The organism is Paraburkholderia caballeronis (assembly GCF_900104845.1).
GTDB lineage: Bacteria > Pseudomonadota > Gammaproteobacteria > Burkholderiales > Burkholderiaceae > Paraburkholderia > Paraburkholderia caballeronis.
Genome location: NZ_FNSR01000003.1, coordinates 22,439 through 39,389 on the forward strand (window position 1 = coordinate 22,439; position 16,951 = coordinate 39,389).

The window sequence follows — 16,951 nt, forward strand, 5'->3', positions numbered from 1 at the left end:
TCAGCCCGTGTCGCCGCCGGCGACCGGCAACACCGAGCCGGTGATGTAGCTCGCATCGTCCGATGCGAGGAACAGGATCGGCGCGACCTGCTCGTCGATGCTGCCGTAGCGCTTGAAAAAGGTCGATCCGGTCACCTGCTCGACCGCTTCGTTCATCCACGCCTTTTCCTGCTCGCTGTCGCCGGCGGCGTTGCGCGGCACGCGGCGCGGCGGCGCATGGGTGCCGCCCGGCGCGGTCGCGACGACGCGGATGTTGTGCTCCGCGTACTCCATCGCCAGCGACTGCGTGATCGCGTTGACGCCGCCCTTGGCCGCCGAATACGGCACGCGGCGGATGCCGCGCGTCGCGTTCGACGAGACATTGACGATGGTTCCGCCGCCCCGCTTCAGCAGATGCGGCAGCACCGCATGGCAGGTATAGAGCGTCGGCATCAGCGAGCGGCGGATTTCCGCGTCGATCTGCGCCGGCTCGAATTCGGCGAACGGACGCATGCGAATCGCGCCGCCGACACCGTTGATCAGGATGTCGATGCCGCCGAATCGCCCGGTCGCGAACGCCATCGTCGCCGCCGCGCCTTCGTATGTCTCAAGGTCCGCGACGAAGGCCGCCGTGTCCGCGCTGCCCGCTTCCGCCGCCACGTCGGAGACGAACTCCGCGCGGTCGACGAACAGCACCTTGCCGCCTTCGGCCGCCGCGCGCAGCGCGACGCCCCGGCCGATACCCTGCGCGGCCCCGGTGACGACCAGCACCTTGCCTGCGAATCGTTGCGTGTTCATGCCGTCTTCGGAGCCGCGTTGGGAGTGAACTTCTCGTAGTGGAAGCTGTTGGGCTTCACGCCTTCGTCGTCGAAATACTTGCGCACCGCGTCGACCATCGGCGGCGGCCCGCACAGATAAACGTCGACGTCGCCGTCGTTCAGCGCGTCGGCCGGGATGTGCTGCGTCACCCAGCCCTTGCGCGGATGGCTCGACGCCGCATCGGCGACGACGGTGCCGTAGCTGAAGTTCGGCAGCTTCGCCGTGTACGCGTCGATCGCCTCGACCAGCACGAGGTCGAGGTCGCGCGTCACGCCGTAGACCAGATGCACCTTCTGCTGCGAGTTCGCGCGCGCGAGCGCTTCGAGCATCGACAGGAACGGCGCGAGGCCCGTGCCGCCCGCGAGGAACAGCAGCGGCCGCTCGACGCCGCGCAGGTAGAAGCTGCCGAGCGGGCCGACCAGTTCTAGCTTCGCGCCCGGCTGCGCCGCTTCGAGCCACGTGCTCATCACGCCGCCGGGAATCTTCTTGATCAGGAAACCGAGCTTCGCTTCGCCCGGCGCCGACGAGAACGAATACGAGCGATGCTGACCGCTGCCCGGCACGTCGATGTTCACGTACTGGCCCGGCAGAAACACCGGCGCGTCGCCGTCCACGTCCAGTTCGAGCACGACGGCCGCGTCGTTGTGCGGCTCGACCTTCGCGACCGTCGCCGCGACCTTGCTCTGCCCGGTCTTGCACACGGCGGACGACGCCGGCACCGCGATCACGCAGTCGCTCTGCGGGACCATCTGGCAGGTGAGCACGAGGCCGCTGTCCTTTTCGTCCTCGCTCAGCGCGTCCTCGATGTAGTCGTCGCCCAGATCGTAGCGGCCGCTCTCGGCGCGGCACTTGCAGGTGCCGCACACGCCGTCCGAGCAGTCCATCGGCAGATTGATCCTCGCGCGAAAGGCCGCATCGAGCACCTTCTCGCCCACATTGCATTCGATGAAACGGGTAACGCCGTCCTCGAAATTCAGCGCAACTTTATAGCCTGACATGGAACCTCCTGTCTCCTCCGGGTTCCGCCCGGCGTTCGACGTCAAACGTGATAGACGTCGAGCACCTGGCGGATGTAATCGTTCTTCAGCACGATCTTCTTGCTGGCGAACACCAGAACGTCGCCGGTCTCGCGCAACGTCGCGTAGACCGTGCCGAAAAACTGGTCGGTGGTCTTGTAGCGGTGACTGAGCGTGTGGAAGTTGTAGCGCACGTCCACTTCGTCGCCGCGCTCCGCGAGCACTTCCACGTTGGTGATGCTGTGGCTCGTGCGCGGCTCCGGCAGCGACGCGCCGCTGCGCTCCGTCTTGATGCGGAACACCCGGTCTTCGAGGCCGCCGCGGTCCGGGTAGTACATCAGCGAGATCTGGCTTTCGTGGTCGTCGGTAAGCCGGTCGTCGTCGTCCCACGCCGGCATCCAGTACGTGACGTCCTCGGCATAACAGGCCAGCCATTCTTCCCACTGGCGATCGTCGAGCAGACGCGCCTCGCGATACAGCGCGCCGCAGATTGTCTGGTAGTCGAAGCTCATGACTGCGCCTCCTCCTGCTGCCGTTCCTGCTTCAGCGCATCGCGCATCACCCGAGCCCAATACTCGTGCTGACACACGAACAGGCCTTCGTCTTCGCTGCGCGCGCCCGAGATGAGCGGCTTGAGGCCCATCTTGTTCGCGTTCTCGTCCGGGCCGTCCACCCACAGCGGCGCGCCGCGCGACAGATCGTTCCACAGCGCCGTCCGGCCGGCGTAACCCGCCTGGCAGGCGCGGAATTCTTCGAGGTCGTCGGCCGTGCCCATGCCCGACACGTTGAAGAAATCCTCGTACTGGCGGATGCGGGTGGCCCGTTCCGTCGCGCTCTCGCCCTTCGGCGCGAAGCAGAAGATCGTGACTTCGGTCTTGTCGACGCTGATCGGACGCACCACGCGGATCTGCGTGCTGAACTGGTCCATCAGGAAAACGTTCGGGTACAGACACAGGTTGCGCGTCTGGTTCACGATGAATTCCGCCTTCGCCTCGCCGACGCGCGCCTTGACTTCGTCGCGATGCCGGTAGATCGGCCGCACTTCGGGGTTCATCGTATTGGTCCACAACAGAATGTGGCCGTGCTCGAACCCGTACACGCCGGCCACCGACTTGCTCCAGCTATTTGCATCGACGGCCTGCGTGCCGTCCTCCTTGCGCCGGCCCATGGTCGCGGCGTAGTTCCAGTGCACGGTGCTGACGTGGTAGCCGTCGCAGCCGTTCTCCATCTGCATCTTCCAGTTGCCGTCGTAGATGTACGACGAGTTGCCGCGCAGCACTTCGAGCCCGTTCGGCGACTGATCGACGATCTGGTCGATGATGACCCGCGCTTCGCCGAGATAGTCTTCGAGCGGCAGCACGTCCGCGTTGAGGCTGCCGAACAGGAAACCGCGATAGCTCTGGAAGCGCGCGACCTTCTTCAGGTCGTGCGACCCTTCGGTGTTGAACTGGACCGGATACTGCGTGGTCTTTTCGTCCTTCACCTTCAGGAGCTTGCCCGTGTTGGCGAACGTCCAGCCGTGGAACGGACAGGTGAAGCTGCCCTTGTTGCCGTGCTTGCGCCGGCACAGCATCGCGCCTTTGTGCGCGCAGGCGTTGATGACCGCGTGCAGTTCGCCAGTCTTGTCGCGGGTGACGACCACCGGCTGACGGCCGATCCACGTGGTGTAGTAGTCGTTGTTGTTCGGAATCTGGCTTTCATGCGCCAGATACACCCAGTTGTTCTCGAAGATGTGCTTCATCTCCAGTTCGAACAAACCGGCGTGGGTGAAGATGTCGCGGCGGCAGCGGAATACGCCGGCCTGCCTGTCGTCCTGCACGGCGGTCGCAAGCAGGTGGTCCAGTTCACTGGCTTTGTCGATGATAGCGGACATAGTGGTCCCTCCCATGCCGACTCCAGACCGTGTCGGAGCCTCTGCATCGGTGTCGAAAGATTCTCGTGGCGGATCGGGCGGCGGCGTGGAAGCACACCGCCGTGACAGGCTGCGGCTTATGCCGCAGCCGAGGCGCGCAGGCGCTGGACGATCTGGTTGTCCTTGCCCTGGACCAGCGGCGTCAGGGTGAAGTTGAACTCGATGTCCTTGTACGTATCGGCCTTCAGGCCGAGCGCCGTGCCGCCGGTCTTTTCGACCACGTGCGGAATCAGTTCCTCGCGGGTCGCGTAAGCGAAGTCGTCCCAGATCAGCGGATCGCCTTCGATGTTGAACTGGGTGGTCAGCTTGCGCGCGTTGTCGGACGTGACGAAGAAATGCACGTGCGCCGGACGGTTGCCGTGGCGGCCGAGCACGTTCAGCAACTGCTGCGTGGCGCCGTGCGGCGGGCAGCCGTAGCCGACCGGCATCAGCGTGCGGAATTCGTAGCGGCCGTCCGCGCCGGTCTTCACCGCGCCGCGCAGGTTGAATTCGGTCTGCGCGCCGGTCGGATCGAAGTGCGAGTAGAAGCCCTTCGAATTCGCGTGCCAGCATTCGACGATCGCGTCCGCGACCGGCTTGCCGTCGACGCCGGTGACCGTGCCGTGGATGATCAGCGGACCCGCGTCCGGATCGGGGTTGACGTCGATCCGGGACACGCTGTCGCGCACCGGCGCGCCCGCGACATACAGCGGGCCTTCGATCGTGCGGGGCGTGCCGCCGTCGAGGCCGACCGCCTTGTCCTCGGCGTCCATGCGGATGTCGAGATACTTCTCCAGACCGAGACCGGCCGCGAGCAGCGCCGCCTCCCCGTCCTGACCGAGCTTGTTCAGATAGTTGACGCCGGCCCACACTTCGTCGGGCGTGATGTCGAGGTCGTCGATGGCCTTGAACAGATCGCCCAGCAGACGGTGGACGATCTGCTGGAAGCGGGCATTGCCGTTACCGGCGTCGAGATTCGAAGCGGCCTTCAGCAGGTCCTGCACTTCTTTGGTTTGAAATACGCTAACGCTCATGGTTACTGTCTCCACTTGGTATTTTGGGGAAGCCGGTTCAGGACGCGCCCGATTCGGGATCGACGCCCATCGCCCCGGGTCAGGCGTCGTCGTCGCGAATCGACGACGGGTGGCGACACAGCGGCGTCACCGAAATCTTCATGTACGGGAAGAGCGGCAGCGCGGTCAGGATGTCGTGCAGCTCGGCGTTGCTCTCCACGTCGAAAATGCTGTAGTTCGCGTATTCGCCGACCACACGCCAGATATGCCGCCACTTGCCGCTACGCTGCAGCTCCTGCGAATAGGCTTTCTCGCGCGACCTGATTTCGCTGGCGACTTCGGCCGGCATGTCCACCGGGATATTCACATCCATTCGTACGTGGAAAAGCATCGTCAACCTCCTGTTGACAGGGAGCGGTTATCGGGTGACTTTCAGCAGCCCGTCGCGGGTGAAACGCCTGACCTTCTCGTCGTCGAGTTCGATGCCGAGGCCCGGGCCGTTCGGCACGGTCAGTTCGAAGTCGCTGTAATCGAGCGGCGTGGTCAATATCTCTTCGGTAATCAGCAGCGGTCCAAACAGTTCGGTGCCCCACTGCAGGTTCGCGAAGCTGGCGAACAGATGCGCGGACGCGATCGTGCTGAACGCGCCTTCGAGCATGGTGCCGCCGTAAAGCTCGATGCCCGCGGCATCCGCGATCGCGGCGACGCGCTGCGCGGCGAACAGCCCGCCGCTCTGTTCGATCTTGATCGCGAACACGTCGGCGCCCGCGTGCTTCGCGATGTCGAATGCGCTCTCCGGACCTTGCAGGATTTCGTCGGCCATCAGCGCGACCGGGAAACGGCGCATCAGGCGCGCGAGCGCCGCGGCGGACGCCACCGGCTGCTCGACCAGTTCGCAGCCCGCGTCGGCCAGCGCCGGAATCGCCCATGCGGCCTGCGTCTCGCTCCAGGCCATGTTGACGTCGACGCGCACCGCCGCCCGGTCGCCGACCGCCCTCTTGATTTCGGCCACGTGCCGGATGTCGGTCTTCAGTTCCTTCGCGCCGATCTTCAGCTTGAAGATCTTGTGCCGGCGCACGTCGAGCATCGTCTCCGCTTCGGCGATGTCTTTCGCGGTGTCGCCGGAAGCCAGCGTCCACGCAACCGGCAGGCGCTCGCGCCGGCGACCGCCCAGCAACTCGCTCACCGGCACGCCAAGGCGCTTGCCCTGGGCGTCGAGCAACGCGGTTTCGAGCGCGCACTTCGCGAAGTGGTTGACCTTCACGAGCTTGCCGAGCCAGCCCATCAGCGCCTGGATCCGGGTGGCGTCCTGGCCGATCATCGCCGGCGCGAAGTACGCGTCGATCGCCAGCTTCATCGACTCCGGGCTTTCCGGACCGTAAGCCATCCCGGCGATGGTCGTGCCTTCACCCACGCCCACGACGCCGTCGCTGCAATACACCTTCACGAGCATCAGGGTTTGCCCGTACATCGTCGCGACGGACAGCTTGTGAGGGCGTATCGTCGGCAGATCGACAAGGCTCGTTTCGATACGTTCGATGGTGGCGGAGATCATGGAGAAGGCGGCGTTTTAGTAGGGGTTCCGGATTGTTTTATACATGCCGCGCCCCCGCAGAGTCCAATACCATTTGCGTACAATCCAATACCTTTATAATATGAAGCGGCTGCAACACGCCGTTTTAATGCTGCATTACGGCCCATCATATTTTCGAAGTATCGACTTTTCCACTCGCCTCACCGGGAACCGGGCATGGATCTACGCCAGCTTCGCTACTTCGTCGCCGTGGTTCGCGAACGCAACTTCACCCGTGCCGCCGAGCAGTTGCGCATCGCTCAACCGCCGCTGAGCCGGCAGATTCAACTGCTCGAACAGGAGATCGGCGTGCCGCTGCTGATCCGCAATACCCGCCCGGTGCGGACGACCGATGCGGGCCGTCTGGTCTACGAGCAGGCAATGCAGATTCTTGGCCGCGTGGAGCAGATGCAGGCCGCCGCCAGGCATGTCGGATTGCATCAGCGCACGGTGCTGTCGATCGGCTTCGTCGCGTCGGTGCTTTATTCCGGATTGCCAGGCTTGATGCGCAAGATGCGCCAGCATGCGCCGGAACTGGACATGCAGATGGTCGAGCTGATGTCGGTGCAGCAAATCCAGGCGCTCAAGGAAGGCCGCATCGACCTGGGGTTCGGCCGGGTGCGCCACAGCGACCCGAACGTGGCCGGCATCGTGCTGCGCGAGGAGCCGCTCGCCGTCGTGGTGCCGATCGGCTCTCCGATGGCGCAGGACTCGACGCCCATCCCGATAGAGGAACTGGCGGGGCAGAAACTGATCGTTTATCCGAAGGAGCCGCGCCCCGGTTTCGCCGACCAGGTGTTGAGCATCCTGCACGGCGAAGGCGTGCAGCCTGGCGAGGTGCTGGAAGTGCGGGAAATCCAGGCCGCGCTGGGGCTGGTCGCGGCCGAGTTCGGCGTGTGCGTGATTCCCGCGTCGGCGCGGCAGATACGCCAGGACGTGCACTACCGCCTGATAGACAGCGACCACGCGACGTCACCGATCATCCTGAACCATCGCGTGAACGACAACTCGTCGTACATCGACCTCGTGAAGCAACTGGTCAAGGAGCTGTACGCCGAGCCTCAGTCGTGGCTTCCCCCCAAGAAAGAGAAGCCCTGAACGCTAGTGGTTCGACGACAGCGCGATATCGGCGCTGGCCGGATCGAGACGCAGGCTGAACACCGCGAGCGCGGCGCCCGCGAGCGGCACGGCCAGCGCGAGGAAAAAGCCGGAAGCACCGCCCCACGAAAGGAACGTGCCGCCGATCGCCGACCCCGCGATGGCGCCCGCGCGCCCCATCCCGATGGCCCAGCCGGTTGCGGTGGCGCGCAGGGCCGTCGGATACGCGCCCACGATCAGGTAGTTCAGCGCGATCTGCTGGCCGCCGATGCCGAAACCCGCTGCGCCTGCGAGGGCGAACACGAGCGCCCAGTTCGTGCCCGCGTAACTCAGCCCGAGCGCGATGACGATGCCCAGCGCGAACATTCCGCCAAGCAGGTTGCGCGTATTCACGCGAGGCAGGACGAACGCGAGCGGAATCGCGCAAACGATGAACACCGCATTCACGATCACGGTGCCGAGCGGCGCCTGCGCCGCCGGCAGGCCAGCGGATTTGAGCACGGTGGGCAGCCACGACAGAAGCATGAACCACGCAACCCAGTTGAGCAGATAAACGGCCCAGATGGCGAGCGTCTTGCCCGCGCAGCCGTCCCTGAACAACGCGCCGACGCCGGCCTTCGCCACGGCCTCCTCGGGCACGGTGAAGCGCACGTCGGCCGGCAGCGGCTGGGTCACGATCTTCGACAGCGTTGCGTGCACGTATCGTTGCCCGCGAGCGCCGCCGCGCGACGCCTGATAGTAGAGCGACTCGGGCAGCAGCAGCGCCGCCAGCACCAGCACGGCAAGCGGCACCCCGCCGCCCACCACGAAAATGCCCTGCCAGCCGATCACCGGCAGCATGCGCGCCGCGAGCAGACCGCCGAGCATCGCGCCCGCCGGAAGCCCCAGCAGCACGCCGGTCAGGATCGCGCCGCGCAGTCGCGCCGGGCCGTACTCGGCGGCCAGCGCGAGCAGCACCGGGGTGCAGCCGCCCATGCCGAGCCCGGCGATGAAGCGAAGCACCAGGATGAGCTGCGGATCGGTCGCGAACGACGTGGCGAGCGTGGCGCAGCCGAACAGCGCGAGGCCGATCATGATGGCGGGCCGGCGGCCGATGCGGTCGCCGACGAGGCCCAGCGTCATCGCGCCGACCGTCATGCCGATGATGCCGGCCGTCAGGATCGGCGCCAGCGCGCCTGCGGAGAGCTTGAACGCGGCAAGAATGGCCGGCCCGGTAAACGCGATGGCCTGGGTGTCGAAGCCATCGAGAAGCGCGATCAGCACGCAGAGCGCAAGCACGCGCCATTGGAACGCGCCGAGCCGCTCGTTGTCGATGAGCGCCGGGATCGACCGGACGGAAGGGTGTGTCATGACGAGAGTCTCCAGACTGCGCGCATCCGGATGAATGCGCGGCGTTTATTGTTTTTGAAGTTCAGGCTACAGGCCGGCTAAGGATAGAACCCGGCATTTCGATCTGTCCAACACCGAATAGGTATCGTTTCCATACCGGCAAAGCATAGTTGCGAAGGCATTCTTTTATGCCTCGAAGGATCACTGATCTTTTCGCACTGGTCGGATCGTTCGATCGCGATGAACTCATCTGGCTGATGACGCATGGGCGCGCTCGACAACCCCGCGACGGCCGCTCCCCGATCGATGCGCCACGCGAAGTTTGTTATCCATCGCCAGCCGCCCCTCCACCGTCCTGAAGCCGGACACCAGGCAGAAGCCCGCTTGCGACCGGGGCCACACGAAAACGCGTATCGTCACGTTGATCGGACGGCTCGATGTGTCGCGCGGAATCAGTTCACGAAAGCGGCATCAATCTCCTTCAGTGCATCGGGAACTGAAGCGCCGCGCCCCGCTCTTCCGTCTTTCCACTGCCAGGTTGAAAGAACCCCAAGGAGGCAGCATGACCATGAACCGTACAAGCGGCGTGATCGGCGCGATGCTGGTTCTGGCCGCCGCGACGGGCGCGCCCGATGCGAACGCCAGAACGGAGGCGAGCGCGCCGGCCGGCGTGACCGTGCAACGCGTGGCGGTCTCGACGTCGCCGCCGAGGAACAGGCAGGACACGTCGTTAATTCGCGACGTCCGCCGTGCGTTGAGGCGCGTGCCGGGACTGAACGATTCGCAGATTCACATCAGGGCGCGCCACGGTGTCATCACGCTGACCGGGACCGTGCCGGAAAGCTGGCAGATTTCGCGCGCGGGCAATGCGGCAAGATCGGTGCACGGAGTGCGGGCAGTGTCGAACCGATTGACCGTGCGACGCAGGAACACCGCGGCCATCGAGCAGCCGTTCGCGGCATCGCTCGCATAGACCCGACGCCTTCCGCTTCGATGCGGACATGCGCTATCGATACCCGCGGACTTATCGGCGCGTCGCGATCGGCGTGGTGTTTCCCGGCGAATCACCATCGACGTCGGCGTTGCCTGGCCATCTCACGCCAGTCCGTCACTGAACGAACCGCTTCAACTCCACGGTAGACGGCCGCTCGAAAATCTCCTCCGGCGTGCCGCTCTCCCACACGCGGCCCTGATGCATGAACACGACCTTGTCGCTGACCGCTTTCGCGAAGCGCATCTCGTGCGTGACCATCACGAGCGTCATGTGCTCTTTCGCGAGGCTCTCGACGACGCCCAGCACCTCGCCGACCAGTTCCGGGTCAAGCGCCGACGTGATCTCGTCGCACAGCAGCACGCTCGGCTTCATCGCGAGCGCGCGCGCAATCGCGACGCGCTGCTGCTGGCCGCCGGACAGCCGCTCCGGATACGCGTCGAACTTGTCCGCGAGACCGACGCGCGCCAGCATCGCTTCGGCCACCGCGCGCGCCTCGTCGCGCGGCGTCTTCTTCACGACGTTCTGCGCGAGCATCACGTTCTGCCCGGCGGTGAGATGCGGAAACAGGTTGTACTGCTGGAACACCATGCCGACCTTCAGACGCAGCGCGCGCAGGTCCGCGTGGCGCGCGTCGATATGCGCGCCGTCGATCTCGATCGAGCCGGCGTCGATGCTTTCCAGCCCGTTCAGCGTGCGCAGGAACGTGCTCTTGCCCGAGCCGCTGCGGCCGATGATCGTGACGACCTGGCCGCGCTCGACGGAAAAATCGATGCCCTTCAGCACCTGGTTCGTCCCGAAGTTCTTCTCGACGCCTGCGGTTTCAACGAGCGGCATGCCATTTCCTTTGCAGCACTCGCGCCGACCATGTCAGCGGATAACAGAGTGCGAAGTAGATCAGCGCGACGAGGCCGTACACGAGGAACGGCTGGAACGTCGCGTTCGAAATCGCGGTGCCGACCTTCGTCAGCTCGGTGAAGCCGATGATCGACACCAGCGCGGTGTCCTTGACCGCCTGCACGCCGAAGCCGACGGTCGGCCCGATCGCGATGCGCGCGGCCTGCGGCAGGATCACGTGGCGAAGCTGTTCGAAATAGCTCATCGCGAGGCTCGCCGACGCTTCCCACTGCCCCTTCGGAACCGCCTCGACGCAGCCGCGCCAGATCTCGGCCAGATACGCGCTGGTGAAGAACGTGAGCCCGAGCGTCGCCGCCACCCACGGCTCGACGTCGATGCCGACGAGCGGCAGGCAGAAGAACACGAGGAACAGCTGCATCAGGAGCGGCGTGCCCTGGAATATCTCGATGTACACGCGCACGATCGCGCGCAGCAGCCGCGAATCCGACACGCGCATCACCAGCAGCACGAGGCCGACGAGGCCGCCCGCGACGAACGACACGAGCGACAGCACGACCGTCCAGCGCGCGGCGAGCAGCAGGTTCTCCAGGATCTGCCAGAACGTGAATTCGATCATCGCGCCGCCCTCCGGACGAACAGTTGCCGTCCCGCCGCGTGCAGCGCCGCGCGCAATACGAGCGCGAGCGCGAGGTACGCGAGCGTGATCACGAAATACGTCTCGAACGCGCGGAAGTTGCGCGACTGGATGTAGCTGGCCGCATACGTGAGGTCGGCGACGGAGATCTGCGAAACGACAGCGGAGCCGAGCATCGTGATCACGATCTGGCTCACGAGCGCCGGAAACACCTTCGCGAACGCCTGCGGCAACACGACGTGGCGAAACGTCTGCGCGGGCGACATCGCGAGCGCCGCCGCCGCTTCCAGATGGCCGCGCGGCACCGCGGCCACGCCGGCGCGCACGATCTCGACCGAATACGCGCCGAGATTCAGCGTCATCGCGAGGATCGCGGCCGCGTATGCGCCGATGTGGATGCCGAGCGCCGGCAGGCCGAAGAACAGGAAAAACAGTTGCACGAGGAACGGCGTGTTGCGGATCGCCTCCACGTACAGACCAACCGCGCCGCGCAGCCACGCGAGGCCGGGCGTGCCGGTATTGCGCGCGGCCGCGCCGGCGACGCCCACCGCGAGGCCGAGCGCCGTCGCGACGGCGGTCAGCCCGAGCGTGGTCGCGGCGCCGCTTGCGAACAGGCCGGCATAGCCGGTCAGTTCGCCGAATTGAAGCTGATAGCTCATGAAAACCGGGCTCGGGTCGAAAACGAAGGAACAGCGGCGGACGGACTCGTCCGCGCATGACGCGGCGGCCTCACCACCGCCGCGTCACGCGCGGCCTGGATGGTGAGACTCAGAGGCCCGCCGGCAGCGGCTGGCCGAGCCATTTCTGCGAGATGCCTTCGAGCGTGCCGTCCTTTTTCGCCTGCGCGATCACGTCGTCGACCTTCGCGAGCAGCGCCGGCTCGTTCTTGTTCAGGCCGACGAAACACGGCGAATTCTTGATCACGAACTTCGCTTCCGGGCGGCGCGGCGGATTCTTCGCGAGGATCGCGGCCGCGACGACGTTGCCGGCCGCGACCAGATCGACCTGCCCCGACAGGAACGCCTGGATCGTCGCGTTGTTGTCCTCGAAGCGGTGGATGTTCGCCTTCGGCGCCATCTGCGTCAGCGCGATTTCCTCCAGCGCGCCGCGCGTCGCGCCGACCGTCAGGTTCGGCGTGAGGTCGGCGGGGCTGCTCACCTTCACGTTCGCCGGGCCGAATACGCCCTGAAAATACGGCGCATACGCGGTCGAGAAATCGATCACCTTGTCGCGCTCCGGCGTCTTGCCAAGCGACGAGATCACGAGATCGACCTTGTTGGTCTGCAGGTACGGGATGCGGTTCGCGCTGTTCACCGGCACGAGCTGCAGCTTCACCTTCATCGACTTCGCGATCAGCGCGGCCATGTCGATGTCGTAGCCGCGCGGCTGCATGTCGGGGCCGATCGAACCGAACGGCGGGTAATCCTCCGGCACCGCGACGCGCAGCACGCCGCTCTTCGTGATCGAGTCGAGCGCATCGGCGCGCGCGGACGGAGCGGCAAACAGGAGCGGCGTCGCGGCGACCACGGCGGAGAAAGCGGCAAGCCACGTGCGGCGGGTACGGTTCATTGTTCTGGTTTCCAGGGAAGTTGCTGGACGGCGCGAGGGTCATCGTCCATCGTGATCGCGGCCCGGACTGGCCGGGCCGCCGTGCGCACCGTAGAAGCAAGAAGCAGACCATCGCTTGCTAACCGGCCGCAAAGCGCGCTCCGGTGGGGCTCGCGGCGACATGGCCGACGCGGACCGGAGCAGGCGTGCGCGTTTTGCGCTCGCACCATGCAGCGCATCCGGCCACGCACCATCCGTGCGCATGCACCACGATGGGAGGCGCGCGTTTCGGGCATGCCGCCAATCGATCAATAACCCTAAAGACTTTTTTCGGGTCGCCGGAAAGCCGTAAAACGGCTGGCAAGCCCGATTACCCGAGCCGATCCGCAGCCCGCACCGATCGCTCCATGCTCCGCACCGGCCCGACGATTGCCGCGCCGTCACGAGCCGAACTGGTGCGCATCGTCGTCTCGATCATGATTGACAGCGGCTTCGATGCGATCACAGCAACGGCAGCGTCGCCCGGATGTGTTCCGCGAATACCGTGACCAGATGGGGCGGCCGCCTGCGTTCGAACTTCAGCGTAATGCCGATGGTGGGCAACGGCGGAAGCGCGGGATCGCCGTTGAGTATCTGCAGGTCCGCCGGGACGGCGGTCTGCGTAATGACGGCCACGGCCTGCCCCGAGCGGACGAGCGCCGTCAGGCCGGCCAGGCTGCTGCTCGCATACGCAATGCGATAGGCCCTGCCCGCGCGTTGCAGCGCGTCGCACGCCGCCACGTGATCGAGCGTGTCCGGGTCGGAAAGCGCCAGCGGCAACGGGTCGAAATGCGCGGAGTCCTGTCCCGGATGACCGACCCACACCAGCGGCTCGCGGCGAATGATGTCCTCGTCCGCCGCGTGCTCGGGCAGCGAGATCATCGCGAGGTCCAGCGCATGCCTCTCCAGTTGTTCCAGCAGACGCGGCGTCGGCGCGCAGATCACTTCCACCAGCGCATGCGGATGCCGGCTCGCGAACCGGCGCAGCAGTTGCGGCAGGAACACGGCCGCATAGTCGTCCGGGCAGCCGAAGCGAATCGTCCCGGACAGCCCCTGGCCGGACAGATCGGCCATCGCCTCGTCATGCACCCGCAGAATGCGTTGGGCGTGCATCAACAGGCGTTCGCCGGGATTCGTCAGCACCACCCCGCGCCCCGTACGCTGGAACAGCGGCTGGTCGACGATGTCTTCGAGCCGCTTCATCTGCTGGCTCAACGCGGACTGGGTCCGGCCGATCCGGTTCGCCGCGCGGCTGAACGCGCGTGCATCGGCCACGACGACGAACGAACGCAGCAGATCGATTTCGAGTGAAAGACTCAAGGTATTAGCCCCGCTTCTGGCTTCGATAAGAACTATTCGATTCTATGAAATCAGGGAGCCGTCTAGACTGCAAGTCATTCCCGCAGTCGGCCAAGGAGAAACGCGTGTCCCGCAACGACGATGAAGTTTTCTGGCGCAACGCCAGGCAGCACCTGATCCGCTACGGCGGCACCTTCGCGCCGATGATCATCGAGCGCGCCCAGGGCAGCTTCGTTTATGACGCGGACGGCCGCGCCATCCTCGACTTCACGTCGGGGCAGATGAGCGCGGTGCTCGGGCACAGCCACCCGGAGATCGTGTCGGTCGTCAACGAATACGCCGGCAAGCTCGACCACCTGTTCAGCGGGATGCTGTCGCGGCCGGTCGTCGATCTCGCGACCCGGCTGGCCGACATCACGCCCGACGGGCTCGACCGCGCGCTGCTGCTCAGCACCGGCGCGGAGTCGAACGAGGCCGCCATCCGGATGGCGAAGCTCGTCACCGGCAAATATGAAATCGTCGGGTTTGCGCAGTCGTGGCACGGCATGACCGGGGCCGCCGCATCCGCGACCTACAGCGCGGGGCGCAAGGGCGTCGGTCCGGCAGCCGTCGGCTCCTTCGCGATCCCCGCGCCGTTTCTGTACCGGCCGCGTTTCGAGCGCGACGGCGCATACGATTACCTGGCCGAACTGGACTACGCGTTCGATCTGATCGATCGCCAGTCCAGCGGCAATCTCGCCGCGTTCATCGCGGAGCCGATCCTCAGTTCCGGCGGCATCATCGAATTGCCGCCGGGTTACATGGCCGCGCTGAAACGCAAGTGCGAAGAGCGCGGCATGCTGCTGATCCTCGACGAAGCGCAAACCGGGATCGGACGCACGGGCACGATGTTCGCCTGCCAGCGCGACGGCGTCACGCCCGACATTCTCACGCTGTCGAAGACGCTGGGCGCCGGTCTGCCGCTCGCGGCCGTCGTGACCTCCGCGCAGATCGAAGAACGCGCCCACGAGCGGGGTTATCTGTTCTATACGACCCACGTGTCCGATCCGCTGCCGGCCGCCATCGGTCTGCGGGTGCTCGACGTGGTCGAACGCGACGGGCTGGTCGAGCGCGCGAACGTGATGGGCAAGCGGCTCAGGAACGGCCTGCTGGATCTGATGGAACGCTTCGAATGCATCGGCGACATTCGCGGACGCGGGCTGCTGCTGGGAATGGAGATCGTCAAGGATCGCCGGACGAAGGAACCGGCCGACGAACTCGGCTCGAAGATCACCCGCGAATGCATGAACCTCGGCCTCAGCATGAACATCGTGCAGTTGCCCGGCATGGGCGGCGTGTTCCGGATCGCGCCGCCGTTGACCGTCAGCGACGAAGAGATCGATCTTGGCCTCGCGCTGCTCGGGCAGGCCATCGAGCGATCGCTGTAGCCGGTTCGTCAGCGGGCGACGCGCGACAGCCCTATCTGGGGGCTTCGTCGCGCGCCGTCGCTCACACGATCACAGCGTCACACGGCCATTTCCGGCGGAGCCTGGCGGAAGCAGCGCGTGATCCACGCCAGATAGAACAGGCCGGCGGCGAACCAGACCGCGCCGAGCACGAGCGCCGTCTTTTCCAGGCTCGACAGCAGCCAGATATCGGCGATCGCGCCGACGAGCGGGAACAGCAGCCCGCCGATGATCCCCATCGCCTGCGCGGTGCCCTTCGCGAGGTAATACTGGCGGATCACGCACAGATTGACCGCGGTGAACGCGAGGAACGCGCCGAAATTGATGAACGACGTCGACGTGGCCACGTCGAGCTTCAACGCGATGAGGCCCACGACGCCCGCCAGCGCGATGTTGAGCATCGGCGTCTTGTATTTCGGGTGCACGAAGCCGAAGAAGCGTTTCGGAAGCGCGTTGTCGCGCCCCATCGCATACAGCAGCCGGCCGACGCTCGCCTGAGCCGAAATGCCGGACGCGAACTGCGCCAGAATCAGCCCGGCGAGGAACAGCGTCACGAACACGTCGCCGCCCACCTTGCGGGCGATCTCGAACGCGGCGGAATCCGGGTCCTTGAACACAGCGCCCGGATGCGCAAGCTGCGTCGCATACGCGGCGATCACGAAGATCGCGCCGCCGATCAGCGCGATCAGCACGATCGCGCGCGGCACGGTCCGCTCGGGATCGATGGCCTCCTCGGTGAGCGTCGAGACGGCGTCGAACCCCAGGTACGAATACGCGGCGATGGCCGCGCCCGCCATCGTCACCGACAGCGGCACCTGCGGCTTGAAGAACGGCGTCGCGGAAATCAGCCCGCCCGGCCCCCTCATGGCCACGACGTAGTGGCAGCACAGCAGCACGAACACCGCGACGATCGCCAGTTGCACGATCATCAGCGCGATGTTGAAGCGATTCGCGAGTTCGATGCCGAGCACGTTGAGCACGCTCGTCAGCACGATGAACGCGACGATCCAGATCCATCCCGGCACGTGCGGAAACGCGGCGTTCAGGTACGCGGCGCCGATCAGCCAGATCACCATCGGCAGGAAGAAGTAGTCGAGCAGCGTGGCCCAGCCGATCAGGAAACCAGCATGCGCGTTGAAGGTCTTGCGCGTGTACGTGTAGGCCGAGCCGGCCACCGGAAAGCGCCGCGCGAGCTTGCCGTAACTGAGCGCGGTGAACACGATGGCGACCAGCGCGAGCAGATAGGCGAGCGCGGCGGTGTCGCCGCTCGCGCCGGACAGCACGCCATAGGTGCCGTACACGATCAGCGGCGCCATGTAGGCGAGGCCGAACATCAGCACGGACGGCAGGCCGAGGGTGCGCTTCAGGTGCGTTTCGTTGGCGGGCGCGGGTTGGCCCGGATGAGAAGTGGTCACGCGA

The 16,951-nt window shown here is 65.7% G+C and carries 17 protein-coding genes; 3 read left to right on the top strand and 14 right to left on the bottom strand.

The features are described 5' to 3' along the window. The 7 genes from benD to BLV92_RS26965 form a co-directional block, all read right to left on the bottom strand. Nucleotides 1-777, bottom strand: coding sequence for a benzoate diol dehydrogenase BenD (gene benD, locus BLV92_RS26935; RefSeq protein WP_090551534.1), 777 nt, complete (start codon nucleotides 775-777; stop codon nucleotides 1-3). Beyond that, nucleotides 774-1,796 carry a benzoate 1,2-dioxygenase electron transfer component BenC gene (gene benC, locus BLV92_RS26940; RefSeq protein ID WP_090551536.1) on the bottom strand — a complete coding sequence of 341 codons (1,023 nt, stop codon included), beginning with the start codon at nucleotides 1,794-1,796 and terminating at the stop codon, nucleotides 774-776. Before benC ends, benD begins: the two co-directional genes overlap by 4 nt. A gap of 41 nt (nucleotides 1,797-1,837) precedes the next feature. Continuing rightward, nucleotides 1,838-2,326 carry a benzoate 1,2-dioxygenase small subunit gene (gene benB, locus BLV92_RS26945; RefSeq protein WP_090551538.1) on the bottom strand — a complete coding sequence of 163 codons (489 nt, stop codon included), beginning with the start codon at nucleotides 2,324-2,326 and terminating at the stop codon, nucleotides 1,838-1,840. Next, entirely contained in the window at nucleotides 2,323-3,687 is a 1,365-nt protein-coding gene (locus BLV92_RS26950) for a Rieske 2Fe-2S domain-containing protein (RefSeq protein WP_090551540.1), read from the bottom strand. The genes benB and BLV92_RS26950 overlap by 4 nt, the downstream gene beginning before the upstream one ends. A 116-nt stretch (nucleotides 3,688-3,803) precedes the next feature. After that, a complete protein-coding gene (gene catA / locus BLV92_RS26955) occupies nucleotides 3,804-4,739 on the bottom strand; it encodes a catechol 1,2-dioxygenase (protein ID WP_090551543.1) in 936 nt (311 codons plus the stop codon). 79 nt (nucleotides 4,740-4,818) lie between these two features. Next, nucleotides 4,819-5,109 carry a muconolactone Delta-isomerase gene (catC, locus tag BLV92_RS26960; protein ID WP_090551544.1) on the bottom strand — a complete coding sequence of 97 codons (291 nt, stop codon included), beginning with the start codon at nucleotides 5,107-5,109 and terminating at the stop codon, nucleotides 4,819-4,821. Nucleotides 5,110-5,136: 27 nt separating this feature from the next. Next, nucleotides 5,137-6,273, bottom strand: a complete 1,137-nt coding sequence (locus BLV92_RS26965; RefSeq protein WP_090551546.1) for a muconate/chloromuconate family cycloisomerase — start codon at nucleotides 6,271-6,273, stop codon at nucleotides 5,137-5,139. A gap of 195 nt (nucleotides 6,274-6,468) precedes the next feature. Between BLV92_RS26965 and BLV92_RS26970 the strand changes: the two genes are divergently transcribed. Further along, the gene (locus BLV92_RS26970; RefSeq protein WP_090551548.1) at nucleotides 6,469-7,389 is read left to right on the top strand and encodes a LysR family transcriptional regulator; all 921 of its coding nucleotides are present in this window, start codon (nucleotides 6,469-6,471) and stop codon (nucleotides 7,387-7,389) included. A gap of 3 nt (nucleotides 7,390-7,392) precedes the next feature. Here the strand turns inward: BLV92_RS26970 and BLV92_RS26975 are convergent, their stop codons facing one another. Next, the gene (locus BLV92_RS26975; protein ID WP_090551549.1) at nucleotides 7,393-8,739 is read right to left on the bottom strand and encodes an MFS transporter; all 1,347 of its coding nucleotides are present in this window, start codon (nucleotides 8,737-8,739) and stop codon (nucleotides 7,393-7,395) included. A gap of 541 nt (nucleotides 8,740-9,280) precedes the next feature. Between BLV92_RS26975 and BLV92_RS26980 the strand changes: the two genes are divergently transcribed. Then, nucleotides 9,281-9,691, top strand: a complete 411-nt coding sequence (locus BLV92_RS26980; protein ID WP_090551551.1) for a BON domain-containing protein — start codon at nucleotides 9,281-9,283, stop codon at nucleotides 9,689-9,691. 135 nt (nucleotides 9,692-9,826) lie between these two features. Here BLV92_RS26980 and BLV92_RS26985 read toward each other — a convergent pair whose 3' ends face one another. From BLV92_RS26985 to BLV92_RS27005, 5 genes are all read right to left on the bottom strand, one after another. Further along, on the bottom strand, nucleotides 9,827-10,546 hold the full coding sequence (locus BLV92_RS26985) for an amino acid ABC transporter ATP-binding protein (RefSeq protein ID WP_090551554.1): 720 nt from the start codon (nucleotides 10,544-10,546) through the stop codon (nucleotides 9,827-9,829). Beyond that, nucleotides 10,533-11,183, bottom strand: a complete 651-nt coding sequence (locus BLV92_RS26990; protein ID WP_090551555.1) for an amino acid ABC transporter permease — start codon at nucleotides 11,181-11,183, stop codon at nucleotides 10,533-10,535. The genes BLV92_RS26985 and BLV92_RS26990 overlap by 14 nt, the downstream gene beginning before the upstream one ends. After that, a complete protein-coding gene (locus BLV92_RS26995) occupies nucleotides 11,180-11,860 on the bottom strand; it encodes an amino acid ABC transporter permease (RefSeq protein WP_090551558.1) in 681 nt (226 codons plus the stop codon). The genes BLV92_RS26990 and BLV92_RS26995 overlap by 4 nt, the downstream gene beginning before the upstream one ends. Nucleotides 11,861-11,969: 109 nt before the next feature. Continuing rightward, on the bottom strand, nucleotides 11,970-12,770 hold the full coding sequence (locus BLV92_RS27000) for a transporter substrate-binding domain-containing protein (protein ID WP_134170068.1): 801 nt from the start codon (nucleotides 12,768-12,770) through the stop codon (nucleotides 11,970-11,972). Nucleotides 12,771-13,250: 480 nt separating this feature from the next. Further along, the gene (locus tag BLV92_RS27005) at nucleotides 13,251-14,135 is read right to left on the bottom strand and encodes a LysR family transcriptional regulator (RefSeq protein WP_177197960.1); all 885 of its coding nucleotides are present in this window, start codon (nucleotides 14,133-14,135) and stop codon (nucleotides 13,251-13,253) included. A gap of 77 nt (nucleotides 14,136-14,212) precedes the next feature. Here BLV92_RS27005 and BLV92_RS27010 point away from each other — a divergent pair, with 77 nt between their 5' ends. After that, nucleotides 14,213-15,514, top strand: a complete 1,302-nt coding sequence (locus tag BLV92_RS27010) for an aspartate aminotransferase family protein (RefSeq protein WP_090551564.1) — start codon at nucleotides 14,213-14,215, stop codon at nucleotides 15,512-15,514. Nucleotides 15,515-15,591: 77 nt separating this feature from the next. Here the strand turns inward: BLV92_RS27010 and BLV92_RS27015 are convergent, their stop codons facing one another. Beyond that, on the bottom strand, nucleotides 15,592-16,947 hold the full coding sequence (locus tag BLV92_RS27015; RefSeq protein ID WP_243842597.1) for an APC family permease: 1,356 nt from the start codon (nucleotides 16,945-16,947) through the stop codon (nucleotides 15,592-15,594). Between the last annotated feature and the right edge of the window lie 4 nt (nucleotides 16,948-16,951).